At 58.4% G+C, this 23,053-nt stretch carries 24 protein-coding genes; 18 read left to right on the plus strand and 6 right to left on the minus strand.

Annotated elements, in window-relative coordinates:
* The gene (locus PSPTO_RS20010) at nt 1-1,104 is read right to left on the minus strand and encodes a transketolase-like TK C-terminal-containing protein (RefSeq protein ID WP_005770657.1); all 1,104 of its coding nucleotides are present in this window, start codon (nt 1,102-1,104) and stop codon (nt 1-3) included.
* 290 nt (nt 1,105-1,394) lie between these two features.
* On the opposite strand from PSPTO_RS20010, the gene PSPTO_RS20015 reads away from it, so the two are divergent.
* Nucleotides 1,395-2,138 (plus strand): helix-turn-helix transcriptional regulator, encoded by a 744-nt coding sequence (locus PSPTO_RS20015; RefSeq protein WP_011104759.1) that lies wholly within the window; start codon nt 1,395-1,397, stop codon nt 2,136-2,138.
* On the opposite strand, the gene PSPTO_RS20020 is transcribed toward PSPTO_RS20015, so the two are convergent.
* Nucleotides 2,070-2,804, minus strand: coding sequence for an acyl-homoserine-lactone synthase (locus PSPTO_RS20020; RefSeq protein ID WP_011104760.1), 735 nt, complete (start codon nt 2,802-2,804; stop codon nt 2,070-2,072). The genes PSPTO_RS20015 and PSPTO_RS20020 overlap by 69 nt on opposite strands.
* 219 nt (nt 2,805-3,023) lie before the next feature.
* Here PSPTO_RS20020 and PSPTO_RS20025 point away from each other — a divergent pair, with 219 nt between their 5' ends.
* From PSPTO_RS20025 to PSPTO_RS20045, 5 genes are read left to right on the plus strand one after another with little or no spacing between them, the layout of a single operon-like run.
* Nucleotides 3,024-4,220, plus strand: coding sequence for an aminotransferase class I/II-fold pyridoxal phosphate-dependent enzyme (locus PSPTO_RS20025; protein ID WP_007245823.1), 1,197 nt, complete (start codon nt 3,024-3,026; stop codon nt 4,218-4,220).
* A gap of 7 nt (nt 4,221-4,227) precedes the next feature.
* A complete protein-coding gene (locus PSPTO_RS20030; RefSeq protein ID WP_024668316.1) occupies nt 4,228-4,746 on the plus strand; it encodes a DUF6190 family protein in 519 nt (172 codons plus the stop codon).
* Nucleotides 4,736-5,533: a dihydrodipicolinate synthase family protein gene (locus PSPTO_RS20035; protein ID WP_011104761.1), complete on the plus strand. Its 798-nt coding sequence runs from the start codon at nt 4,736-4,738 to the stop codon at nt 5,531-5,533. The genes PSPTO_RS20030 and PSPTO_RS20035 overlap by 11 nt, the downstream gene beginning before the upstream one ends.
* Nucleotides 5,533-6,390: an iron-containing redox enzyme family protein gene (locus PSPTO_RS20040; RefSeq protein ID WP_011104762.1), complete on the plus strand. Its 858-nt coding sequence runs from the start codon at nt 5,533-5,535 to the stop codon at nt 6,388-6,390. Before PSPTO_RS20035 ends, PSPTO_RS20040 begins: the two co-directional genes overlap by 1 nt.
* Nucleotides 6,374-6,610 (plus strand): Rieske (2Fe-2S) protein, encoded by a 237-nt coding sequence (locus PSPTO_RS20045; RefSeq protein ID WP_005770478.1) that lies wholly within the window; start codon nt 6,374-6,376, stop codon nt 6,608-6,610. Before PSPTO_RS20040 ends, PSPTO_RS20045 begins: the two co-directional genes overlap by 17 nt.
* Before the next feature lie 62 nt (nt 6,611-6,672).
* Here PSPTO_RS20045 and PSPTO_RS20050 read toward each other — a convergent pair whose 3' ends face one another.
* Both PSPTO_RS20050 and PSPTO_RS20055 read right to left on the minus strand, forming a co-directional pair.
* Nucleotides 6,673-7,854 carry a patatin-like phospholipase family protein gene (locus PSPTO_RS20050; RefSeq protein WP_007245819.1) on the minus strand — a complete coding sequence of 394 codons (1,182 nt, stop codon included), beginning with the start codon at nt 7,852-7,854 and terminating at the stop codon, nt 6,673-6,675.
* 32 nt (nt 7,855-7,886) lie between these two features.
* The gene (locus tag PSPTO_RS20055) at nt 7,887-8,819 is read right to left on the minus strand and encodes a lipid A biosynthesis lauroyl acyltransferase (protein ID WP_007245818.1); all 933 of its coding nucleotides are present in this window, start codon (nt 8,817-8,819) and stop codon (nt 7,887-7,889) included.
* A 120-nt stretch (nt 8,820-8,939) separates the two neighbouring features.
* Here PSPTO_RS20055 and minC point away from each other — a divergent pair, with 120 nt between their 5' ends.
* The 5 genes from minC (at nt 8,940) to PSPTO_RS20080 (ending at nt 13,363) form a co-directional block, all read left to right on the plus strand.
* The gene (minC, locus tag PSPTO_RS20060; RefSeq protein WP_011104763.1) at nt 8,940-9,680 is read left to right on the plus strand and encodes a septum site-determining protein MinC; all 741 of its coding nucleotides are present in this window, start codon (nt 8,940-8,942) and stop codon (nt 9,678-9,680) included.
* Between the two features lie 229 nt (nt 9,681-9,909).
* A complete protein-coding gene (gene minD, locus PSPTO_RS20065) occupies nt 9,910-10,722 on the plus strand; it encodes a septum site-determining protein MinD (protein ID WP_003382726.1) in 813 nt (270 codons plus the stop codon).
* Complete coding sequence (gene minE / locus PSPTO_RS20070) at nt 10,722-10,976, plus strand: cell division topological specificity factor MinE (RefSeq protein ID WP_002552653.1); 255 nt, start codon at nt 10,722-10,724, stop codon at nt 10,974-10,976. Before minD ends, minE begins: the two co-directional genes overlap by 1 nt.
* A 90-nt stretch (nt 10,977-11,066) precedes the next feature.
* Nucleotides 11,067-11,702: an RluA family pseudouridine synthase gene (locus PSPTO_RS20075; RefSeq protein WP_005770474.1), complete on the plus strand. Its 636-nt coding sequence runs from the start codon at nt 11,067-11,069 to the stop codon at nt 11,700-11,702.
* Between the two features lie 371 nt (nt 11,703-12,073).
* Nucleotides 12,074-13,363 carry a M18 family aminopeptidase gene (locus PSPTO_RS20080; protein ID WP_011104764.1) on the plus strand — a complete coding sequence of 430 codons (1,290 nt, stop codon included), beginning with the start codon at nt 12,074-12,076 and terminating at the stop codon, nt 13,361-13,363.
* A 57-nt stretch (nt 13,364-13,420) separates the two neighbouring features.
* Here the strand turns inward: PSPTO_RS20080 and PSPTO_RS20085 are convergent, their stop codons facing one another.
* Nucleotides 13,421-14,140, minus strand: coding sequence for a UTRA domain-containing protein (locus PSPTO_RS20085; RefSeq protein WP_011104765.1), 720 nt, complete (start codon nt 14,138-14,140; stop codon nt 13,421-13,423).
* A gap of 357 nt (nt 14,141-14,497) precedes the next feature.
* On the opposite strand from PSPTO_RS20085, the gene PSPTO_RS20090 reads away from it, so the two are divergent.
* From PSPTO_RS20090 to PSPTO_RS20115, 6 genes are all read left to right on the plus strand, one after another.
* Nucleotides 14,498-15,565 (plus strand): ABC transporter substrate-binding protein, encoded by a 1,068-nt coding sequence (locus PSPTO_RS20090; protein WP_011104766.1) that lies wholly within the window; start codon nt 14,498-14,500, stop codon nt 15,563-15,565.
* A 77-nt stretch (nt 15,566-15,642) separates the two neighbouring features.
* On the plus strand, nt 15,643-16,449 hold the full coding sequence (locus tag PSPTO_RS20095; protein ID WP_046463458.1) for an alkaline phosphatase family protein: 807 nt from the start codon (nt 15,643-15,645) through the stop codon (nt 16,447-16,449).
* On the plus strand, nt 16,446-17,288 hold the full coding sequence (locus PSPTO_RS20100; protein WP_005770467.1) for an ABC transporter permease: 843 nt from the start codon (nt 16,446-16,448) through the stop codon (nt 17,286-17,288). The genes PSPTO_RS20095 and PSPTO_RS20100 overlap by 4 nt, the downstream gene beginning before the upstream one ends.
* Nucleotides 17,275-18,072: an ABC transporter permease gene (locus tag PSPTO_RS20105; RefSeq protein WP_005770465.1), complete on the plus strand. Its 798-nt coding sequence runs from the start codon at nt 17,275-17,277 to the stop codon at nt 18,070-18,072. The genes PSPTO_RS20100 and PSPTO_RS20105 overlap by 14 nt, the downstream gene beginning before the upstream one ends.
* 1 nt (nt 18,073) lies before the next feature.
* The gene (locus PSPTO_RS20110) at nt 18,074-19,063 is read left to right on the plus strand and encodes an ABC transporter ATP-binding protein (RefSeq protein WP_005770464.1); all 990 of its coding nucleotides are present in this window, start codon (nt 18,074-18,076) and stop codon (nt 19,061-19,063) included.
* 81 nt (nt 19,064-19,144) lie between these two features.
* Nucleotides 19,145-19,798, plus strand: a complete 654-nt coding sequence (locus tag PSPTO_RS20115; RefSeq protein WP_003382736.1) for an HAD family hydrolase — start codon at nt 19,145-19,147, stop codon at nt 19,796-19,798.
* A gap of 18 nt (nt 19,799-19,816) precedes the next feature.
* Here the strand turns inward: PSPTO_RS20115 and PSPTO_RS20120 are convergent, their stop codons facing one another.
* A complete protein-coding gene (locus PSPTO_RS20120) occupies nt 19,817-20,779 on the minus strand; it encodes an NAD(P)H-quinone oxidoreductase (protein ID WP_005739770.1) in 963 nt (320 codons plus the stop codon).
* A 138-nt stretch (nt 20,780-20,917) separates the two neighbouring features.
* Between PSPTO_RS20120 and PSPTO_RS20125 the strand changes: the two genes are divergently transcribed.
* Nucleotides 20,918-22,999, plus strand: a complete 2,082-nt coding sequence (locus tag PSPTO_RS20125) for a carboxy terminal-processing peptidase (protein WP_011104769.1) — start codon at nt 20,918-20,920, stop codon at nt 22,997-22,999.
* Nucleotides 23,000-23,053: the final 54 nt, after the last annotated feature.

Below are 23,053 nucleotides of genomic sequence, written 5' to 3' on the forward strand. Positions count from 1 at the left end.
TCAGGCAAGCCGATAACGTTGCAGGGCCTGCTCAAAAGGCTCGTAACCCAGCTGCCCGCCCTCGGCGAGAGCGGTGAGCGCCTGAACCACGATCCACTCCGGGCTGAGTGCAGCCAAGCCGTGCAGCGCAGAAGAATCAGCGCCCACACCCATGAAACGGCCGGGCATATACTCACGCAACTGCTCCACGACGGCCTGCGGATAACCGGTGACCGCCACGACAGCGTCTTGCCTTTCACCCAGGCAATCACGCAAGTGCCAGGACCGTCGGGCCTGCCCCGGATGAAAACGGTTCCAGCGTCTGGCCGATCCGGCTTCGCGCGCCAGCCGGGTATAGCTTGGGCAACTCCAGACTTCGCAATCGACAGCCCAGTGCTCCCTGAGCAAACCTGCCGCCTGGCGCACCGAGCGCAGCGCCAGCCCCGCCCCCAACAGACGCACACGCGTGCCGGCATCACCGGAAACGGCATCGCCAAGCCGATACATGCCCTGCACCGCCGCCGCCACCTGGGCCTCGTTCAGCGCGCTGACCGCGTCACTGGATTCGTCATGCAGCGCCATGTAGTAGAAACCGCTGTGGCCTTCGACGTAGAGGCTGCGCAGCGCATGCAGCGTGATCGCCCGCGCCTCGGAGGCATCAGCAGGGTCATAAGGCTGGCATTTGCGATTCGACAGCAACCACAGCGGCAACCAGGGATGAGCACCCTTGGGCCAGCGAGAAGGCAGCGTCTCGATGTCATTGCAGAAAATTCCACGCTCGGACGATTCCGACGTAAAAGCGCTCAACTGAGCCGAAGTTTCGCTGCTGATCATGTAGATCAGTGGCAGTTCGATTGCACCGGCCTGAGCGGCAAACTTCAAAGGCCAGGCGCTGGAAAGCATGCCCTCCTGCTCACTAGACATGTGCCTGCTGGCGCACACCACCGATACACGACGTGAAGTGGACGGGTCTCTGGTCAGGCGCTCGACGATGTCGGCCATCGCGAACAGCGGCGAACAGCACCCCTGCAACCCAAGCCCTGCCACTGTCTGAACCTTTTCCATGCAAGCCAGCGCTGCCGCCCGGGTCTGCGTTGCCAACGGATGGCCATTTGCGGCGTTCATCATGACTCCTTGCTGTCGGACAAGTACCTTACAGCTTAATGAGACGGGGAATATGATTGCAATCGCAATCAAAAACCTTATGCACACATGATTGCCCCACAAGGCTCAGCGCTCGAAAACGCACCTGTTCACTTGCCAATGCCTGATGAATGAGATTTCTTACACCTAACTCCTTGTTCAATAACAAAAAACACACGTGGTTCAGGTTTTCATGTACTACTAAAAATACAAATGAGGATAATGAGTGCGGCCAAACCGAGAAAAAAACAAAACAATAAACAAGGTATTACATGGAGGTTCATACCGTGAAAAACCAACTTGACTGTCCACCGTTAAAGATCAACGGCGCCCCTGCTCCGCTTCGCCAACTCATCGAAGACTTTGAAAACGACCTGCATCATATTGGCGACTTTACGTATGCCTATTTCACCACGCCCAAGGCCCGTAAAGCCAAGCCCATCATCCTTTCCAATTATCCCGACTCATGGTTGAAATCTTATATTGCGTCCAACTACCACCTGATCGACCCGATCATCAAACATGCCTGGCACAGCATTACACCCTTCTTCTGGAGGGAAGCCAGAAACGCTGTTCAGTGCGTCGAAACCGATGATTTCCTGAAACGATCGGCTAAATATCAATTGTCCTCGGGGGCCACTTTCACCCTGCACGATGCCAGTGGGCTTTTTGCCGCTCTGAGCCTGTGCAATGCCAAGCAGCAGCATGACTTCGACCAGCGCATCCGTGACAAGGCCGCTGATATTCAGATGAGCCTCATTCGCTTCCACGATCGCCTGATCAAGACCAGAGCGCCCCATGAACTCTTTCCGCCCACCGCGAATTGCAAGTTGTCCAGCCGCGAAACAGACATCCTGAAATGGGTGGCAATGGGCAAGGCGTATAGCGAAATCGCCGAGATCTTTTCCATATCGGAACGCACGGTAAAATTTCACATGTCCAACGTCTCAAGCAAACTCGAGGTCCGCACTGCAAAGCAGGCCGTTTACAAGGCCATCAAGATGGGCATGGTCTGAGACGCAGGCCCGTTGCGCGCAACCCGATGGACCGAGCGCTATCGGCCAGCGCAGCAGGTCATCCGTAACACGCTGCCTGAGGGCAATGTTATCGAGCAAGCGACGGTGGTTATCAGCCGTCACGGGCATTTCCAGCAATAGCACTGTTTCGCCAGGCGTTGCTTCTCCGGTCGCCAGAACCCTGTAGACCCATCCGGCTTTGCGCACAATTCGCGCCATCGCCTTGCTGACCACCGTGATGACTGAATCCAGGCCAGACGACGCCACGTGGTTGTGCAGGGCGAACAGCAGCATCCCGGTCAGCGATGCATGCGCAATACCCAGCGAACGAGCGCGAATCGTGTCGACAAAGAAACGACTGGACTCAACAACGCGAACATTCCTGGGTGGCTGATAATCAAAAAAACTGCGAAAAGGGCCTTCAAGCATATAGCTGTCGCAGGTGTTGATCAGCCGTAATCCGGCCAGTGGAATGCCGTTCCAGCTACCGACCAGGTACGTCGCATCGGCATTGTCGTACTCATCGAACTCGAATGTATCACTGACACGAACATTCCATTCAAGCCGGTCTGAAAAAATATTCTTACGCATGGAATACAGCGACTCCAGCAACTCAACGGGCATATGAACGTAACTGGCCGCCTGAAACTCAAACCCGCTCGACATAACGCCCTCCACCCTGTGCAACATGTAGAAAGAATCACGTATTTAACGCTTAAAATCTACTGTACCTAGGAACAGGTAAACCGTTCGAAACAATAACAACTGCGTGCGTGCACCTAGGTACAGTGTTATTTCGGCCCAAAATAAGGAAATCTGCTCAGGCGTTCTGGACATCCGGAACGGCTCCGGCTCAAACAATAACGACACCATAGGGATAATGGTATGAATAGCTTGTTAGCCAGTATCGATTCTTCAAGAGCAATGCCTGTTCTGGAAGATATTACCCAACACGAAATTTCTGCCCTCAAGACCCGTTTCAACCTGGCCGATGCCCACACGCACCAGGATCAGAGCGACACCCAGCGCATGATCGTCGCCAGCCTGCCCGAGCTGTGGTATCAGGCGCAGAACCAGACGCAATACCAGAGTGAGCAGGCTTTCATTCGTGCCTTTTTTACCTTCCACGGACAGCACCATGCCCTGAAGCGCCACGACGAGATTTACCTCGTTTACGCAGCCTCCATCGCCATGCACATTACCGCAACGTACCTGCGCAAGAACACCCTGAGTGTGGGCCTGATCGAGCCGTGTTTCGATAACCTGCACGATCTGTTGAAGCACATGGAAGTGCCCATGTCGCCGCTGGATGAAAGCCTGTTCAGCTCGTCGAGCGAGGTGTACGCAAACCTGCAGAAAGCGGCTATCGGGCTGGACGCCATCTTTCTTGTGGACCCCAATAATCCGACCGGCTCAAGCCTGTTTGCCGACGGCCCGGACACCTTCGTGGAAGTGGCCAGGTACTGCCGGGATTACAACAAACTGCTGATACTCGACTTCTGCTTCGCCTCGTTTTTCATGGCCGCAGGACGCGAGCGCGTGGACGCGTACGCGATACTCGACGATATCGGCACGCGCTATCTGATCATGGAAGACACCGGCAAGACCTGGCCCCTGCAAGACACCAAATGCGCCACGCTCATGGCCAGCAAGGACATCAACGCCGAGATCTACAGCATCGTCACCAGCGTTCTACTGAACGTCTCACCGTTCATCCTCAACGTGGTGACGCGCTATATCGAAGACAGCAACGACGATGACTTCAACTCCGTGCGCTCTGTGCTGGAGGTCAACCGCCGCAGGGCTCGAGACTGTCTTGAGGGCAAGGTGTTGAAGTACATGCAGCCGATGATCGACACCAGCGTCGCGTGGTTCGAGATTCTGCCGGCAGGTATCGACGCCGATGAGCTGCAAACATATCTGCTGCAATGGGACGTCTACGTGCTGCCGGGTAAATACTTCTATTGGAGCCAGCCCGAAAAAGGTCAGCGTTACATTCGGCTGGCGCTGGCACGTAAACCGGAAGAGTTCGATGCCGCCGTCCAGATGATCGCCCATGCGCTGGAGCATTTCCATGTCTGAGCGATCCATGTCAAACCTGCGCCTGCCAATGATCGACGCAACGGTTTTCATGGGTATGCACCATGCAGACCCTGGCGTGCGCGACAAATGCCTGGGGTTTTTCTCGCGTTTCTACACAAGCAGCGTGCAGATGAATTTCGCCCAGGTAGGCATCTGCGACGCCATTATCTGGAAGAAAAGCCGAGCCCTGCAGGACGTTTATTACCCGTTCATGGATGTGCTGCATACCGACATGGCCATCCAGCGCCAGGGCTGCAGTGAACAGGTACTCCAGCGCGCTGCCAATGACTCGCTGTTCAAGGGCTTGCCCGCCGAGAAGAAACTGCTCGCGGCGCAGGTGCTGGAGCACGAACTGCCGTTTTATACCCACGACCTGGAGTTGCTGCGCCTGCAGGTGTTGCAGCCTTTCCTCCAGCCGTTTGAAAACACGCCCGAACGGCCTGCGTTCCCGGAGATGCTGCAACGTCTCTATGAGCAGTCGTGCGCCCTGGTGATCCGCAATGAGGACTTCCAACATGTCGGGTAAAAGCATTCTGGTGCCGCTGATTACGCCCCTGAACGAGCAGGAACAGGTCTGCGAAACCAGCCTGAAACGTCTCCTTAACAGCCTGGCACCCCACGTAGATGGCTACATCCCGTGCCTGACCTCTGGAGAGGGCTGGCGGCTGTCGCGCCAGCAATGGCTGCAAATGCTGGAAATGACGCTACGGCATGCAGGCGACAAGCTGGTCATCGCCGGGATTGAACGCAGCTCCACACAAGAGGTGCTGGACTTTGCCCGGCTGGCTCAGGAGGCAGGCGCGCGGGCAGTCATGTTCACCTCGCCCTTCACACCCGGCATCAGCCAGCAGGCGATTATCGACCATTACCAGGCCATTCATGACGCGACGCAGCTGGACATCTTCATGTACAACAAGGCCGCGTTGTCAGGTAACGAAAAGTCCTTAGCCACCCTCAACGCCATTGCCCAGTTGCCCAGGGTCATCGGCCTCAAGGACTCACCTTCGATATCTCGCCCACAGGATCAGGTGGACGCGATTCGGCAACAGGGCGTCGACTACTTCATCGGCTGGGAAACGCAACTGGCAGGGGAGCTGGAGTCAGATGGCAATGTGGTTTCTCTCGCCAATCTGGAACCACTGCTCTGTCGGCAAGCAACTGTCCGGCAACAGCCAGCGCTCAGTCACGAAATCGCGACGCTTAACGAACGTTATCTGCTGAGCGCGCCGGACTGGTACGCCCAGATCAAGCGCGAGCTCAAAGCCCGTGGCGTGATCAACAGCGACCGGGTTCTGACCAGGGAGGCGGCGTGATGGAAAGCATGCACAAGCAACTGTTTCTGGCCAACCGGGCGCTTATCGAAAAGCTGGTACCCATCCCCCGGGAAATTCTTGCTTTCGAGCAAGGCTGGATCGACGACGCCATCGAACGCAGCATGACAGCGGATGCTCCGGCCGACCTCGCCAGCCTGCGCAGGAAGCTGGTTGAACTGGTCGAACTGGAGAGCAGCGAAGTACCGCCCAGCGCCCAGTACGTCGCCACTGACATGACGCTCGACGAGTTCCGGATTCTGGTTCAGGAGTTTGCCCTGGATGGCCTGACCGAAGCGCAGGTCTTCTACCACCTGATGCCAAGACTCAGCCTGCCCGCGCAGATGCCCATGCTGCGCATGATGATTGACGAGTTCGGCTCGGGAAATCTCAAACGCTCGCATACCACGCTCTATCAAGACTTGCTGAGCGAACTGGAAATGCCGCTGGACCTGCCGTTCTACGTCGAGGCCAATTCCAGCGCCGGCTTCACGTTTCCCAATATGTTCTGCTGGCTGGCGATGCGCGCCGACGACCCGTCATGGTTCGCTGGGGTCATCACATACTTCGAGACTGTGGTGCCGTTCTTTTTCGAGTGTTACACCCAGCTCTGCGAGCGCTTGCAGATACAGGCTCACACTTACTATTCGGAACACGTTCATATCGACGTTTTCCGTGCCATCGAGGGTCAGCGCCTGCTCAAGGCCATGGACGTCAGCGGAGATCTGGACCCGGTGAAAGCCTGGCGCGGTATCTGTATGGGCCGCGAGATCACCAATTCGGCGTTCGACATGGCCGTAGACAAGGCCCGTCGTCTCAAGCATTTCAACAAGGAGGCGATCCTTGAACGAGCCTGCTGAGTTTCGACGCCCAGAGGCCTTCACCGTGCGCATCGATCAGGAGGAGTATCGCGTGCCGAGCAACTGCCCGCACCGTGAAGGATGGCTGGAGCATGGGGTGGTCAATGAACAGCGCAGGTCCATCACCTGCCCCCTGCACTTTTCGGTGTTCAGCCTGGAAACCGGCGAGCAGTTGAGTGGCCCGCCGTGTGGCCGGTTACAGGTGCAGCGGCTCAAGTAACACCTTGAGTACCGGCTGAATAACAGCGCCTTGCGGCAGAGTTTGCTTCTGCCGCGCAGGCGTTATTTCAGGCGCAGGAAGCGTTTCAATTCTGCACCCTGGGCAACGGCGTCGTGACGGCCCAGTTCAATCAGCTCGCTGCAGTAGCCCGACTCGAACAACAAATAGCTCAGCACACTGGCACCACTGCTCTTGGTCGCGCCCGGACCGCGCATGAAGGTTCGGAGTGCGGGGGGCAATTCGCGGCGGTGCCGGGCGGCGATTTCGTCCAGTGGGCGGCTCGGTGAAATGACCAGCACTTCGACCGGCTCCATGCCCGGTTGCCTGATCTGATCATCGGGCAGCAACGAACTGGCCATGTTCAGGCGTTCCAGCAACTCGATATCGCTTTCCAGATTGTCAATGAACGTGCTGTTGAGCATATGGCCACTGATCTGTGCCAGCGTTGGCTGCACACCAACGGGCAGGCGCGGTGCCGGTCGTTCGGTTTTAAGCCCGCGCGGGTTGCCACTGACGCCCACGACCAGAACACGATTGGCCCCCAGGTGCAGCGCCGGGCTGATCGGCGCCGACTGACGTACCGCACCGTCACCAAAGTATTCATCGTCCAGCATCACCGGGGCGAACAGCAACGGAATGGCTGAGCTGGCGAGCAGGTGATCCACGGTCAGTTGTGTCGGTCGACCAATGCGCCGATGGCGCAGCCAGGGTTCGATGGTGCCGCGGCCTTGATAGAACGTGACCGCCTGGCCTGATTCGTAACCAAATGCGGTCACCGCCACGGCGCGCAAATGATGAGCGTCAATGGCGGCTTCGATACCGGAAAGGTCCAGCCGCTCGTTGAGCAGGTCCCGCAACGGCGAGCTATTGAGCAGGGCAACCGGAATATTGCGCCCGAAGCCCATCAGGCTGCGGCCAAAAAACCGGCTGGCCTGATGAATGACCCCGCCCCAGTCGCTGCGTAAAACCTGATGGCTGCGAAATGACTGCCAGAACTCGGTCAACTGGTGAATGGCAATCCGAAAATGCAGGGCGCCACTGGCCAGCTTGACGGCGTTGATGGCCCCGGCAGAGGTGCCGACGATGACTGGAAAGGGGTTCGGCGACCCGGGCGGCAACAGGTCGGCAATGCCTGCAAGTACGCCCACCTGATAAGCGGCACGAGCACCGCCACCTGACAAAATGAGCCCGGTCACAGGCTCGACATCACTTACAGCACGGGTCACTACTGCGGGATCTGGCATCTACAACTGACCTCGGTGATCAACGACGCTTTTTATTTATGTTTCTTGTATAGCTTCGGTTCACCGGCCGGGCGACTTTTGAAACGTCGATGGGCCCAAAGATACTGTTCCGGGCATTCTGTGATAGCCCTTTCTACCCATTGATTGATGCGCAGGCAATCGGCTTCGTCGCTTTCACCGGGAAAATCTTTCAGCGGCGGATGAATCACCAACCGATAGCCGCTGCCGTCGGCCAGGCGCTGCTGAGTGAACGGCACCACTTGGGCGCGCCCCAGTCGGGCAAACTTGCTGGTCGCGGTCACGGTTGCCGCCTGAATGCCGAACAGCGGCACGAAGACGCTCTGTTTGGCGCCGTAGTCCTGATCCGGCGCGTACCAGATTGCACGCCCGGCACGCAGCAATTTGAGCATGCCACGTACGTCATCGCGCTCGACAGCCAGTGAGTCAAGGTTGTGCCGTTCGCGCCCGCGACGCTGGATGAAGTCGAACAGCGGGCTCTTGTGTTCGCGGTACATGCCGTCGATGGTGTGCTGCTGGCCCAGCAGCGCTGCGCCGATCTCAAGCGTGGTGAAGTGCAGCGCCATGAGAATCACGCCCTCGCCCTTCTGCTGGGCATGTTGCAGGTGCTCGAGCCCTTCGACATGGGCGAGCTTCGCCAGACGCGATCTGGACCACCACCAGCTCATGGCCATTTCAAAGAAGGCGATGCCTGTAGAAGCGAAGTTTTCCTTCAGCAAGCGCTTGCGCTCGGCCGCAGACAAATGAGGGAAACACAGCTCCAGATTGCGCGACGCAATATTTTTTCGATCAGTGGCCACGCGATACATGACTGCCCCCAGCGCCCTGCCGATGATCAGCAGAACGCGAAACGGCAACTGGACGATCAGCCACAAAAGCCCCAGCCCCAGCCACAATGGCCAGAAACGAGGGTGAAGGAAACTGGCTTTAAAGCGCGGGCGATCCATTTGGGCTTCCGTCAGAACAAAGGCCGAGCATTCTACAACGGTTCTACCCGCTTGCGGCTCGCGGGCGTTCTCGCTATAAGTCACGGCACTTTTAGCGACAAGCTGTTGTGTATATCAACCATGAGCCAGATTGAATCGCCAAACCCTGAACCTGTATTTCAGCTCAAGGGCAGCATGCTTGCCATCACCGTGATGGAGCTGGCCCGAAGCAACCTTGAAGCGCTCGACAGGCAACTGGCCGCGAAAGTGGCCCAGGCCCCCAATTTCTTCAGCAATACGCCATTGATCCTGGCCCTCGACAAGCTCGCGCCCAACGAAGGCCCAGTGGACCTGCCGGGACTGGTGCGCATCTGTCGCCAGCACGGCCTGCGCACGCTGGCCATCCGCGCCAACCGGATCGAAGACATCGCAGCGGCCATTGCCGTCGATCTTCCGGTACTTCCGCCGTCTGGCGCACGTGAGCGCGTTATCGACCCGATTGAAGCCGAAGCGCCGAAGAAACTTCCGGAAAAACCGCCCGAGCCGCTCATCAAGCCTACCCGGGTGATTACCTCCCCGGTGCGTGGCGGCCAGCAGATTTATGCTCAGGGCGGCGATCTGGTTGTCGTCGCGCCTGTCAGCCCAGGTGCGGAACTTCTCGCCGATGGCAACATCCATGTGTATGGCCCGATGCGCGGCAGAGCACTGGCAGGAATCAAGGGCGACACCAAGGCACGCATCTTCTGTCAGCAACTGAGCGCCGAGCTGATTTCCATTGCCGGGCAATACAAGGTTTCCGAAGACCTGCGCCGAGACCCGTTATGGGGCTCGCCCGTGCAGGTCAGCCTGTCCGGTGATGTGTTGAACATCATTCGTCTTTAACGGATACTGCCGCAATTTTCAAAGCATCTCTGATTCGTCGCGAAAATGTCGTGAAGGCTGTAGGAAATTCTGACAAGCACTGCTTGGCAGTCGGTATATGAGTCGAAAGTAATAGCTTAACGCTACCTTTCCAGGATCAAGCCTCGTGATTTCCAGTTCTTCGACAAACGCTGCGCCAGGAGATGCTCTTCAGGGACTAAACGTCCTTTTCCTCTAGGGGTGATTCACCTTGGCCAAGATTCTCGTAGTTACATCCGGCAAGGGTGGTGTGGGCAAGACCACCACCAGCGCCGCTATCGGTACAGGCCTCGCATTGCGCGGCCACAAGACAGTCATCGTCGACTTCGACGTCGGCCTGCGTAACCTCGACCTGATCATGGGTTGCGAGCGTCGTGTCGTGTATGACTTCGTCAACGTGGTCAATGGCGAAGCCAACCTGCAACAGGCGTTGATCAAGGACAAGAAGATCGAAGGCCTGTTCGTACTGGCCGCCAGCCAGACCCGGGACAAGGATGCACTGACCAAGGAGGGCGTTGAAAAAGTCCTCATGGAGCTGAAGGAATCGTTCGAATACATCGTCTGCGACTCGCCGGCGGGTATCGAAACCGGTGCTCATCTGGCGATGTACTTCGCTGATGAAGCCATCGTCGTGACCAACCCGGAAGTCTCGTCGGTACGTGACTCCGATCGCATGCTGGGCCTGCTGGCCAGCAAGTCGCGTCGCGCCGAGCGTGGCGAAGACCCGATCAAGGAACACCTGCTGCTGACCCGTTACAACCCTGAGCGAGTCAGCAAAGGCGAGATGCTCGGCGTTGAAGACGTCAAGGAAATCCTTGCCGTTACCCTGCTCGGCGTGATCCCGGAGTCGCAGGCTGTCCTCAAGGCCTCCAACCAGGGCGTTCCGGTTATTCTGGACGACCAGAGCGACGCCGGTCAGGCCTACAGCGATGCCGTTGACCGCCTGCTGGGCAAGGACCGGGAGCATCGCTTCCTGGATGTACAGAAAAAAGGATTCTTTGAACGTCTGTTCGGGGGTAACTGATGAATATTTTTGACTTCTTTCGTGACCGCAAAAAAGAAAGCACGGCTTCGGTAGCGAAAGAGCGTCTACAGATCATCGTTGCGCACGAACGCGGCCAGCGCAGTACCCCGGACTACCTTCCTGCACTGCAGAAAGAGCTGGTGGAAGTGATCCGTAAATACGTCAATATCGAGTCCGATCAGGTTCAGGTTGCTCTGGAAAGCCAGGGCAGCTGTTCGATTCTGGAACTCAATATCACCCTGCCAGATCGCTGATCAGGCAATCGCTTGCGGCGGTATCGGTGCACTCCTCATGGGGCTGCGCCTTTACCGCCGTTGGCGTTTCTAGCGCTTCGAGGCCGTTGCATGCCGTTGTCGAACATCCGCATCATTCATCAGGACGCTGCCGTTCTGGTGATCGATAAGCCTACCCTGCTGCTTTCCGTCCCCGGCCGCGCCGATGACAACAAGGATTGCCTGATTACCCGCCTGCAGGAAAACGGCTACCCCGAAGCCCGAATTGTCCATCGTCTGGACTGGGAAACGTCCGGCATCATCCTGCTGGCCCGTGATGCTGACACGCATCGCGAACTGTCGCGTCAGTTTCACGATCGCGAAACCGAGAAAGCCTATACAGCGCTGTGCTGGGGCCAGCCGTCGCTGGACAGCGGCAGCATAGACTTGCCGTTGCGTTACGACCCACCGACCAAGCCGCGACATGTGGTGGATCACGAAGCAGGCAAGCACGCGTTGACGTTCTGGAAGGTTGTAGAGCGGCATGACAGTCATTGCCGGGTGGAACTCACGCCGATTACCGGCCGCTCGCATCAATTGCGTGTGCACATGTTGTCGATCGGGCATCCGCTGCTGGGCGATGGCCTGTATGCACATCCCGAGGCGCTGGCCGCGTATCCACGCCTGTGCCTGCATGCCAGCATGCTGAGCTTTACGCATCCTGGGACTGGCGAACGCTTGACGTTTGAATGCCCCGCGCCGTTTTGAGGGGTTGCTAAACACCCGGACTGGCTCTCATGCAAACGCGCTCACAAGGTAAGCGTTCGGCCCAGTCACCTCTCGTCCCGCGCACTCCAACGCTCATCTTTATACGCAAATCTGACTGATTATCGTACCGACGCTCTGCGTCCTCTTTGTGGCGCTCCGCGTCACACAAGGGTTCTGCGATGTCAGGTAGATTTCAATAAGACTCAAGTCACCTTTTCGCCCCTCGGCGACTGACTTTGAAGGATCAAAGTCAGCAAAATCCCCGCTCCGTTTTCCGGGATCATCGAGACGCGTGCATAACGACGAACGCAACCCAAGGCAGCAAATGAGCCAATGCGGTAAACTCGCGCCATTGCTGTCTGGAGCTATTTATGCGCGACGAGTTGAACAAAGGCCTCATCGATTTCCTCAAGGCCTCACCTACCCCTTTTCATGCCACCGCCACCCTTGTGCAACACTTCGAAGCCGCGGGTTTTCAGCGTCTGGACGAACGCGACACCTGGGCCATCGAGACCGGCGGCCGCTATTACGTTACCCGTAACGATTCTTCCATTGTCGCCATCAGAATGGGTCGCCAGTCGCCATTGACCGGCGGCATCCGTATGGTCGGCGCGCACACCGACAGCCCGTGCCTGCGGGTCAAGCCGCAGCCGGAATTGCAACGCCAGGGCTTCTGGCAACTGGGTGTCGAAGTCTACGGCGGTGCGCTGCTGGCACCGTGGTTCGACCGCGACCTGTCGCTGGCCGGGCGTGTCACGTTCCGTCGCGATGGCAAGGTTGAAAGCCAGCTGATCGACTTCAAGCTGCCAATTGCGGTCATTCCCAATCTGGCCATCCACCTGAACCGTACGGCCAACGAAGGCTGGACGATCAATCCGCAGAACGAACTGCCGCCGATTCTTGCGCAGGTGGCCGGTGACGAGCGCGCAGACTTCCGCGCTCTTCTGACTGACCAACTGGCACGCGAACATGGCCTGAACGCCGATGTGGTGCTCGATTACGAGTTGAGCTTCTACGACACTCAGAGCGCAGCGGTGGTCGGCCTCAACGGTGATTTCCTGGCGGGCGCTCGTCTGGACAATCTGCTGTCGTGCTTCGCCGGGATGCAGGCACTGCTCAACACCGAGAGCGACGAAACCGCCCTGCTGGTGTGCACCGATCACGAAGAGGTCGGCTCGTCTTCCGCTTGTGGCGCAGACGGTGCGATGCTCGAGCAGATCGTTCAGCGCCTGTTGCCAAGCAGCGAAGATTACGTGCGCACGATTCAGAAGTCGCTGCTGATCTCGGCCGATAACGCCCACGGCATTCATCCCAACTACGCTGACAAGCACGACGCCAATCATGGTCCCAAGCTCAACGCCGGGCCGGTGATCAAGGTCAACAGCAACCAGCGTTACGCCACCAACAGCGAAACCGCCGGTTTCTTCCGCCATCTGTGTATGGCCGAAGAAGTCCCGGTGCAGAGCTTTGTGGTGCGCAGTGACATGGGTTGCGGCTCGACCATCGGACCGATCACTGCCAGTCATCTGGGTATTCGCACGGTAGACATCGGCTTGCCGACGTTCGCCATGCACTCGATTCGCGAACTGGCCGGCAGCCATGATCTGGCGCATCTGGTCAAAGTGCTGGGCGCGTTCTATGCCAGTCACGAGCTGCCATAACCCGCAACGTTGAAACACCTGAGTTGCGGGCGACATCAGGTGCCCGCAACGCCTGTTTCAGTTGTCTCGGACCATCGCGCGCACATGAATCGCATCATGGCGCCAGTATTCGAGGTCACAGTCGATCAACCGATCTTTGCGATCATAATTGACACGTGCAATGCGCAGGCCCGGGCTGCCAAGCGAAACCTTCAGGGCGGCAGCCGCGTCGGCATGCAACGCGGTCGGCACCACATCAAAACGTACCGGCCCGTAATGCACGTCATAACAGCGGGCATATAGCTCGATAAGTGACTCGTTCAGGTCGTGATCAAGGATACCGGGGAATAATTCCGGCCTCAGGTAATGCTCGACGTAGAGCACCAGCCGCTGATCGATACGCCGGGCGCGGCAGATCTGAATCACGCTCGACAGTGCAGGCAGCTCCAGCATTTCGCAGATCATCGCTGAAGCCGGTTGCAGACGCGCCGACAGCAACTGAGTGTGCGCCACCCTTCCCTGCGCGCAGACCATCGCGTGAAAATGACTGCGCCGAATCAGGTCATAGGCCAGACGCGGCGGCGAGATGAACCAGCCGCGACGTTCTTCCCGATAGATCAGCCCCTGAGCCTCCAGTTGCAGGAGGGCCTCGCGCAGGGTGATGCGGGTGGTGTCGAACACCTCACTGAGCTTGCGCTCGGCAGGCAGTTTGCTGCCGTGCGGCAACAGGCCATGTTCGATCTGCTCCTGCAAGGCACTGCAGATCGTCGTTACCGCTCGTGGCACATCTTCGCGCATTCTGTACCTGCCTGGACTAGACCAGCCCTCTTGCGGAGCACACCTCAGTGCGACAACCGCCCTTGACTCCATCGCCGCAAGCCTAGGCTGGCCAGATGACTGTCGTGTGACAGAACGAATCACGAACCATGCCAACTGCGCTGAAAATTGCTCTCAAAGCCCTGCAAAGCAAGCACTTGCCCATGGTCTACGCTTAGCGCCAGGCAACCCTTAGCCGCATGAAAAAGGTCCTTCCCTACTGCATCCGACACGAAAATGTCATGCAACAGGCCTAAGTTGGCTCAGGTATTGCTGATCTAGACCAAACAATCCGCAACGAACACTTCTGGCAAAAATGAAGTGCACTAGGAGCTCCGAATGAAACATCTTTTGTTGGCATCACTCCTCGGTTCAGCCATGGCAATGAGTTCTTTGGTCATGGCTGCGGACACAGATCTTAAAACGCTGGAAGCGGCGGCCAAGGCCGAAGGCGCGGTCAACAGCCTCGGCATGCCGGATGACTGGGCGAACTGGGGCGGCATCTGGAAAGACCTGGAAGCCAAATACGGCCTCAAGCACATGGACACAGACATGAGTTCGGCCCAGGAGATCGCCAAGTTCGAGGCTGAGAAAGACAACGCCAGCGGTGACATCGGCGACGTCGGCGCTGCGTTCGGTCCCATAGCGACCGCAAAAGGTGTGACCCAACCCTACAAGCCAACCACCTGGGAGCAGATTCCGGACTGGGCCAAGGACAAGGAAGGCCACTGGGCGCTGGCCTACACCGGCACCATCGCCTTTATCGTCAACAAGAACCTGCTGCACGGCTCTGAAATTCCAAAAAGCTGGGCTGACCTGAAAACCGGCAAATACAAAGTCTCGATTGGTGACGTGAGCACCGCCGCGCAAGCCGCAAACGGCGTGCTGGCCGCTTCTTTCGCCATGAAAGGCGATGAAAGCAACATAGAGCCAGGCCTGGCACTGTTCACCGATCTGGCCAAGCAGAAACGCCTGTCGCTGGCCAACCCGACCATTCAGACCATCGAAAAAGGCGAAATCGAAGTCGGCGTGGTCTGGGACTTCAACGGCCTGAGCTACCGGACCAAGATGGCCAAACCGGATGACTACGTGGTGCTGATCCCGTCGGACGGTTCGGTGATTTCCGGTTACACCACCATCATCAACAAATACGCCAAGCACCCGAACGCCGCCAAACTGGCGCGTGAATACACCTTCAGCGATGCCGGTCAGATCAACCTGGCCCGTGGTCATGCACGCCCGATTCGTGCCGAGCACATCAAGCTTCCTGAAGACGTACAAGCCAAGTTGCTGCCGCACGAACAGTACAAGAACGTAACACCGATCAAAGATGCAGCAGCCTGGGAAAAGACTTCCAAGGCCCTGCCTCAGAAGTGGAACGAACAAGTCATCATCGAGATGAACTGATCCTCCACTGCGACTCAAGGATGAGTCGTGTCCACCGGGCGAGCGAGTCTCGCCCGTTTTGCCTAAGCGAGTCGCCCATGAAACACAACGTCATCCTGATCGTGCTCGATGGCCTCAACTACGACGTGGCGCGCCACGCGATGGGCCATCTTCAGGCCTGGCATGATGCCGGCCGGGCAGCGCTGTACAAACTGGAGTGCGAGTTGCCCGCCCTCTCCCGCCCGCTGTATGAATGCATATTGACCGGGGTCGCGCCTATCGACAGCGGTGTCGTGCATAACAACGTCTCGCGCCTGTCCCGCGGACGCAGCATCTTTCACTATGCCCGCGACGCCGGGCTGAGCACGGCAGCGGCGGCTTATCACTGGGTCAGCGAACTGTACAACCGCACGCCGTTCGACACGGCACGCGACCGCCACACCGACGCACCCGACCTGCCGATTCAGCATGGTCTGTTCTACTGGGCCGATCACTACCCGGACTCGCACCTGTTCGCCGACGCCGAAAGCCTGCGGCTGAAACACGCGCCGAATTTTCTGTTGATCCACCCCATGAATATCGACGACGCCGGGCACAAGCACGGTCTCGACACTGCGCAATACCGCAACACCGCCCGCAACGCCGACATCATTCTGGCTGACTACCTGCAACGCTGGCTGGACGCGGGTTATCAAGTGCTGGTGACCGCCGACCACGGTATGAACAATGACCGCTCGCATAACGGCCTGTTGCCGGAAGAACGCGAAGTGCCGCTGTTCGTGCTGGGTGATGCGTTCAGCCTGAATGTCGATGCAGCGCCGCGCCAGACTGACCTGTGCGGCACGATCTGCGAACTGCTCGGTGTACCTCACGATAAACCGGTCTGCCGGGAGATGCTCAATTGACCCGATTTTCCCGAGGCAAATGGCTGGGGCTGTTGTGCCTGCTGCCCTTTGCCGTGTTTTTCATCGTATTTCAGATAGCGCCGCTGCTCTGGGTGGCGATCCACAGCCTGCAAAGCGATGCCGGCTGGGGCTGGGAAAACTTTACCAGGGCGTTCAGCTCGAAGTTCTACCGTCAGGCGATCCAGTACAGCCTGGAGATCAGCTTCTGGTCGAGCCTGTTCGGCATCATCATCTCCGTGCTGGGCGCCTATTCGCTGCGCAAGGTGGACTCGCGGCTGCGCGACTTCGTCAACTCGTTCGCCAACATGACCAGCAACTTTGCCGGCGTTCCACTGGCATTTGCCTTCATTATCCTGCTGGGCTTCAACGGCGCACTGACCCTGATCCTCAAGCAGACCGGAATCATTGATGACTTCAACCTGTATTCCAAGACCGGGCTGATCATCCTTTACACCTACTTTCAGATCCCGCTTGGCGTGCTGCTGCTCTACCCGGCATTCGATGCCGTGCGCGAGGACTGGAACGAGTCGGCGGCGCTGTTGGGGGCCAGCAGTTATCAGTTCTGGCGCTACATTGGCCTGCCGGTATTGACTCCGGCGCTGCTCGGCACGTTTGTGATTCTGCTGGCCAATGCGCTGGGCGCCTACGCCACGGTATATGCCCTGACCACCGGCAACTTCAACGTGCTGCCGATCCGCATTGCCGCGATGGTGGCAGGCGATATTACTCTGGACCCGAACATGGCCAGTGCCCTGGCGATGATTCTGGTCGGGCTCATGACCCTGGTGACGGTGGTCCATCAGTGGCTGTTGAAGAGGAGCTACCATGTCTCGCGCTGAACGAAGGCCCGCGGGCATTTACCACAAGTCCGTGGTTTACCTGTTGTTCCTGATCCTGTTGCTGCCGCTGGCCGGGACCTTTCTGTACTCGATTTCCACCAGTTGGTCGGCGACCATTCTGCCCAGCGGCCTGACCTTCAAGTGGTACGTGGCGCTGTGGAGCGACCCGCGTTTTCTGGCAGCATTCGGCCAGTCGTTGCTGGTTTGCGTCGGTGCGTTGATCCTGTCGGTGGTGCTGATACTGCCGCTGCTGTTCGTGGTGCACTACTACTTTCCGCGCCTCGACGGGCTGATGAACATCCTGATTCTGCTGCCGTTCGCGGTGCCGCCGGTGGTGTCGTCGGTAGGCTTGCTGCAACTCTACGGCTCAGGGCCGATGGCCATGGTCGGCACGCCGTGGATTCTGATCGGCTGCTATTTCACCGTTGCCCTGCCCTTCATGTACCGCGCCATCACCAATAACCTGCAGGCCATCAACCTGACCGACCTGATGGACGCCGCCCAACTGCTCGGGGCCAGTACCTGGCAAGCGGCGTTTCTGGTGGTGCTGCCCAACTTGCGCAAAGGCCTGATGGTTGCATTGCTGTTGTCGTTCTCCTTTCTGTTCGGCGAGTTCGTGTTCGCCAACCTGCTGGTCGGCACCCGCTACGAAACCCTGCAGGTGTACCTGAACAACATGCGCAACAGCAGCGGTCACTTCAACAGCGCGCTGGTGATCTCTTATTTCCTCTTCGTGCTGGTGCTGACCTGGGCCGCCAATCGACTGAACAAGGACAAAGACTGAGATGAGTTTTGTCAGCATTGAAAACCTGCAGAAAAGCTACGCCAGCACGTCAGTGTTCAGCGACATCAACTGCCGCATCGCTAAAGGCGAATTTGTCACCCTGCTTGGCCCGTCGGGCTGTGGTAAATCCACCTTGCTACGCTGCATTGCCGGGCTGACGCCGGTCAATAGCGGGCGCATTCTGCTCGATGGCAATGACCTGGTGCCGCTCACGCCGCAAAAACGCAATATCGGCATGGTGTTCCAGAGTTACGCGCTGTTCCCCAACATGACCGTGGAGCAGAACGTCGCGTTCGGCCTGCGCATGCAGAAAGTCAGCGCAGACGACAGTGAACGGCGCGTCGCCGAGATCTTGCGGATGGTCGAGCTGCATGATTTCGCCAAGCGCTACCCGCATCAACTGTCCGGCGGGCAATGCCAACGCGTGGCCCTGGCCCGCTCACTGGTTACCCGCCCGCGCCTGCTGCTGCTCGATGAACCGCTGTCGGCGCTGGACGCGCGGATCCGCAAGCTGCTGCGCGAACAGATACGTGCCATTCAGCGCGAATTAGGCCTGACGACCATTTTCGTGACCCACGATCAGGAGGAAGCGCTGACCATGTCTGACCGCATCTTTCTGATGAACCAGGGCCGGATCGTACAGAGCGGCGATGCAGAAACCCTCTACACCGCGCCGGTCGACGTGTTTGCCGCCGGTTTCATCGGCAACTACAACCTGCTGGAAGCCGAAGACGCCACGCGCCTGATGCAGCGCCCGATTGCCAGCCGCATCGCGATCCGCCCTGAATCGATCCAATTGAGCCTGACCGGCGAACTGGAAGGCCAGGTTCGCAGTCACAGTCTGCTCGGCAACGTCATCCGCTACCGGATACAGGCGCGTGGCGTGGACCTGGTGGTCGACGTACTCAACCGCAGCGCCGAAGACCTGCACCCGGACGGCCGACGCGTTACGCTGAACATCGAGCCCTCGGCGCTGTGCGTTCTGAACTGACAGCACCTAACGCCTGGCTTCACTTGCAGCTTGAAGCTTGAAGCTTGAAGCTGATCTAACAAATATTGAGGATAAGCACACATGCCCCTGGCAATTTTCGACCTCGACGAAACCCTGATCGGTGGCGACTGCGCTACGCTCTGGAGCGAGCAGATGGGTCGCTTGGGCTGGGTCGACCCCGAATCGTTCATGCAGCGCAACCACGAACTGATGGACGCCTACAGCGCTGGCAAACTGGCGATGGAAGAGTTCATGGCCTTCAGCCTGGAGCCTATGGCGGGTCGTACGCCGGAAGAAGTCGATCATCTGGTCGGCCCGTGGGTCGAGGATGTCATCGAACCGATCATCTACAGCGACGCCTGCAAATGTATTGCTCAGCATCGCGCCAAAGGCGACCGGATTCTGGTGATCTCGGCATCAGGTGTGCACCTGGTAAAACCCATCGCAGAACGACTGGGGATCGACGAAGTGCTGGGTATCGAACTGGACGTGCAACATGGCGTGTACAGCGGTGCCACAGTCGGCGTGCTGACCTACCGGGAAGGCAAGATCACGCGGCTGATGGAATGGCTGGATGCCGAAGGGGAAAACCTCGAGGGCGCAAGCTTCTATTCGGATTCGCGCAATGACCTGCCGCTGCTGCTCAAGGTTGACCACCCCAATGTGGTCAACCCTGATCCTGTCTTGCTGGAACATGCACAGCAGGCTGGCTGGCCGGTGCACACCTGGGTCTGAATCAGGCGCGTCTCTGAATCAGACCAGGCTTTCGTCAATTACCAGCACGATCTTGCCGGACACCTTGTTGGTCGCCAGTTCCTCGAACGCCGCTTCGGCATCCTTGATCGCAAAGGATTTTGCCAGTTGCGGCTTTAAGCGGCCTTCGGTGAACAGCGGCCAGACGTGCTGACCCAGATCGCTGATCAGATCGGCCTTGAACGTCTCATCGCGACTGCGCAACGTCGAGCCCATCAACTGGATGCGCTTGCCCAGCACATGCGCCAGGTCCACTTTGGCCTCACGCCCGCTCATGATGCCAATCAGCACCCAACGGCCGTCCAGAGCCAGCAGCTTGACGTTGAGCTCGGCGTAATTGGCGCCGACCGGGTCAAGGATGACGTTGAACGGTGCAAAATCGTTCAGGCCCTCAAGGCTTTCGCTGCGCACCACACCGCCCTGCGCACCCAGTTCGACGCAATACGCCAGACGCTCGGTCGAGCCGACGCTGACCCAGACCGGGTTGCCGAACGCTTTGCAAAGCTGAATACCGGCTGAACCAACCCCACTTGCGCCCGCGTGCAACAATACTTTTTCACCCGGCTTCAAACCGGCGAGCTGAAACAGGTTCAGCCATGCCGTTGCGTACACCTCGGGAATCGCGGCAGCCTCGTGCAGCGTCAGGCCTTCCGGCACCGGCAGAACATGCCGCCCGTCAACCACCACTTCCTCGGCCATCGCACCGCCCGCCAACAGCGCGCAGACGCGGTCACCGACCAGCCACGAGGTGCCCGGACCGACTTCGGCGATCACCCCCGAACACTCCAGGCCCAGCGTCGCGGTGACGCCCGGCGGCGGCGGATACATCCCCGCACGCTGTAAAAGATCGGCCCGATTCAAACCCGCCGCAGCCACTTTGATACGTACCTGCCCCACATCAAGGGCCGGACTTGGCTCCTCGACCCATTCCACATGTCCTTCAACGCCTTGCAATGCCTTCACGGTGCCTCCATAGTGAGTCCAGACTGAGCCCGTGGCTGTTTTGCCCGGGCTTTTGCATTATGCGGCCGGGTCCAACGGAACCGGCGACCTCACAGACGGCCTAATATGCGTTATCAATTGTCCTCGCGTCGAATCAGCATGAAGCAACTACTCCCCAGCACTGCCCTCGCACTGTTTGTCGGCCTTGGCGTATTGCCGATGTCAGCCAGTACTTTTGCCGCCAACAGCTGGGATAACCTTCAGCCGGATCGCGACGAAGTGATTGCCAGCCTCAACGTCGTTGAGCTGCTCAAGCGACATCACTACAGCAAGCCGCCCCTGGACGACAAGCGTTCGGCCATTATTTATCAAAGCTACATCAAGCAACTGGACCCCTCGCGCAGCTATTTCATGGCCAGCGATATTGCCGAATTCGACAAGTGGCAGTTCCAGTTCGATGACTTTCTGAAAAGTGGCGACCTGAACCCGGGCTTCACCATCTACAAGCGCTACCTGGACCGCATCAAGGCGCGTCTGGACTTCGCGCTGGCTGAATTGAGCAAAGGCGTCGACAAGCTCGACTTCAATACCAAGGAAACCCTGCTGGTGGACCGCAAGGACGCCGCATGGCCCAAGGACACGGCCGAGCTCGACGAACTGTGGCGCAAGCGCATCAAGGATGAAGTCCTGCGCCTGAAGATCGCCGGCAAAGACCCGGCGAAGATTCAGGAAACCCTGACCAAACGCTACAAGAATCAGCAGGCGCGCCTGAACCAGACCCGCGCCGAAGATATCTTTCAGGCTTACATCAATACCTTTGCCATGTCTTACGACCCGCATACCAACTACCTGTCACCGGACAGCGCGGAGAACTTCGACATCAACATGAGCCTGTCGCTGGAAGGCATCGGTGCTGTGTTGCAGAGCGATAACGACAACGTGAAAATCGTGCGTCTGGTGCCGGCAGGTCCGGCGGCCAAGACCAAGCAGGTCGCCCCGGCCGACAAGATCGTCGCCGTTGCCCAGGGCGACAAGGAAATGGTCGATGTGATCGGCTGGCGCCTGGACGAAGTGGTCAAGTTGATCCGCGGTCCGAAAGGCTCCGTGGTGCGCCTGGAGATCATCCCGGCCAGCAATGCGCCGAATGACCAGACCAGTAAAATCGTGGCCATCACCCGTGAAGCGGTGAAACTTGAAGAGCAGGCGGCCAAGAAGTCGATTCTGCACCTCAAACAGGATGGCAAGGACTACAAGCTCGGCGTCATCGACATTCCCGCGTTCTATCTGGACTTCAAGGCCTACCGTGCAGGCGATCCGGAATACAAGAGCACCACCCGCGACGTGAAGAAACTGCTGACCGAACTGCAGGCCGAGAAGGTCGACGGCGTGGTCCTGGATCTGCGCAACAACGGTGGCGGCTCGTTGCAGGAAGCGACCGAGCTGACCAGCCTGTTCATCGACAAAGGTCCGACCGTGCTGGTGCGTAACGCAGACGGCAAGGTCGATGTGCTGGAAGATGAAGCCAAGGGCGCGTTCTACAAAGGCCCGATGGCATTGCTGGTCAACCGCTTGTCGGCGTCGGCGTCGGAGATTTTCGCGGGTGCCATGCAGGACTACCACCGCGCGCTGGTGATCGGTGGCCAGACCTTCGGCAAAGGCACCGTACAGACCATTCAGCCGCTTAATCACGGCGAACTGAAGCTGACCCTGGCCAAGTTCTACCGCGTTTCCGGCCAGAGCACCCAGCATCAGGGCGTGGTACCGGACATCACTTACCCATCGCTGATCGACACCAAGGAAATTGGTGAGAGTGCGCTGCCCGAGGCCATGCCATGGGACAGCATCAAACCGGCCATCAAGCCGGCGATCGATCCGTTCAAGCCGTTCCTGGCGCAGTTGCAGTCACGTCATGAAGCACGCTCGTCGAAAGACGCCGAGTTCGTGTTCATCGAAGATCGCCTTGCACTGGCCAAGAAGCTGATGAACGAGAAGACCGTCAGCCTCAATGAAGCCGACCGCCGCGCCGAGCACGCGTCCATCGAAGGCAAGCAACTGGCGCTGGAAAACACTCGCCGCAAGGCCAAGGGTGAAGAGCCGCTCAAAGAGCTGAAAAAGGAAGACGAAGACGCGCTGCCTGTCGAAGACGAGAAGACCAAGCCCGAGGACGATGCCTACCTGGCAGAGACCGGGCGTATTCTGATCGACTACCTGGGGTTGAGCGCTGCGGTCGCGAAAAAATAAGGCGGGTTCATTGATGGCTATTTAGCGTCAAGGTCATCAAACAGTCATGAAGCT

The organism is Pseudomonas syringae pv. tomato str. DC3000, assembly GCF_000007805.1.
GTDB classification, from domain to species: Bacteria; Pseudomonadota; Gammaproteobacteria; order Pseudomonadales; family Pseudomonadaceae; genus Aquipseudomonas; species Aquipseudomonas avellanae.

Coding starts and splice junctions, on each gene's coding strand:
- PSPTO_RS20010 (WP_005770657.1), bottom strand. CDS start 1,104: ATGAACGCCGCAAATGGCCATCCGTTGGCAACGCAGACCCGGGCGGCA.
- PSPTO_RS20015 (WP_011104759.1), top strand. CDS start 1,395: ATGGAGGTTCATACCGTGAAAAACCAACTTGACTGTCCACCGTTAAAG.
- PSPTO_RS20020 (WP_011104760.1), bottom strand. CDS start 2,804: ATGTCGAGCGGGTTTGAGTTTCAGGCGGCCAGTTACGTTCATATGCCC.
- PSPTO_RS20025 (WP_007245823.1), top strand. CDS start 3,024: ATGAATAGCTTGTTAGCCAGTATCGATTCTTCAAGAGCAATGCCTGTT.
- PSPTO_RS20030 (WP_024668316.1), top strand. CDS start 4,228: ATGTCAAACCTGCGCCTGCCAATGATCGACGCAACGGTTTTCATGGGT.
- PSPTO_RS20035 (WP_011104761.1), top strand. CDS start 4,736: ATGTCGGGTAAAAGCATTCTGGTGCCGCTGATTACGCCCCTGAACGAG.
- PSPTO_RS20040 (WP_011104762.1), top strand. CDS start 5,533: ATGGAAAGCATGCACAAGCAACTGTTTCTGGCCAACCGGGCGCTTATC.
- PSPTO_RS20050 (WP_007245819.1), bottom strand. CDS start 7,854: ATGCCAGATCCCGCAGTAGTGACCCGTGCTGTAAGTGATGTCGAGCCT.
- PSPTO_RS20055 (WP_007245818.1), bottom strand. CDS start 8,819: ATGGATCGCCCGCGCTTTAAAGCCAGTTTCCTTCACCCTCGTTTCTGG.
- minC (WP_011104763.1), top strand. CDS start 8,940: ATGAGCCAGATTGAATCGCCAAACCCTGAACCTGTATTTCAGCTCAAG.
- minE (WP_002552653.1), top strand. CDS start 10,722: ATGAATATTTTTGACTTCTTTCGTGACCGCAAAAAAGAAAGCACGGCT.
- PSPTO_RS20075 (WP_005770474.1), top strand. CDS start 11,067: ATGCCGTTGTCGAACATCCGCATCATTCATCAGGACGCTGCCGTTCTG.
- PSPTO_RS20080 (WP_011104764.1), top strand. CDS start 12,074: ATGCGCGACGAGTTGAACAAAGGCCTCATCGATTTCCTCAAGGCCTCA.
- PSPTO_RS20085 (WP_011104765.1), bottom strand. CDS start 14,140: ATGCGCGAAGATGTGCCACGAGCGGTAACGACGATCTGCAGTGCCTTG.
- PSPTO_RS20090 (WP_011104766.1), top strand. CDS start 14,498: ATGAAACATCTTTTGTTGGCATCACTCCTCGGTTCAGCCATGGCAATG.
- PSPTO_RS20095 (WP_046463458.1), top strand. CDS start 15,643: ATGAAACACAACGTCATCCTGATCGTGCTCGATGGCCTCAACTACGAC.
- PSPTO_RS20105 (WP_005770465.1), top strand. CDS start 17,275: ATGTCTCGCGCTGAACGAAGGCCCGCGGGCATTTACCACAAGTCCGTG.
- PSPTO_RS20110 (WP_005770464.1), top strand. CDS start 18,074: ATGAGTTTTGTCAGCATTGAAAACCTGCAGAAAAGCTACGCCAGCACG.
- PSPTO_RS20115 (WP_003382736.1), top strand. CDS start 19,145: ATGCCCCTGGCAATTTTCGACCTCGACGAAACCCTGATCGGTGGCGAC.
- PSPTO_RS20125 (WP_011104769.1), top strand. CDS start 20,918: ATGAAGCAACTACTCCCCAGCACTGCCCTCGCACTGTTTGTCGGCCTT.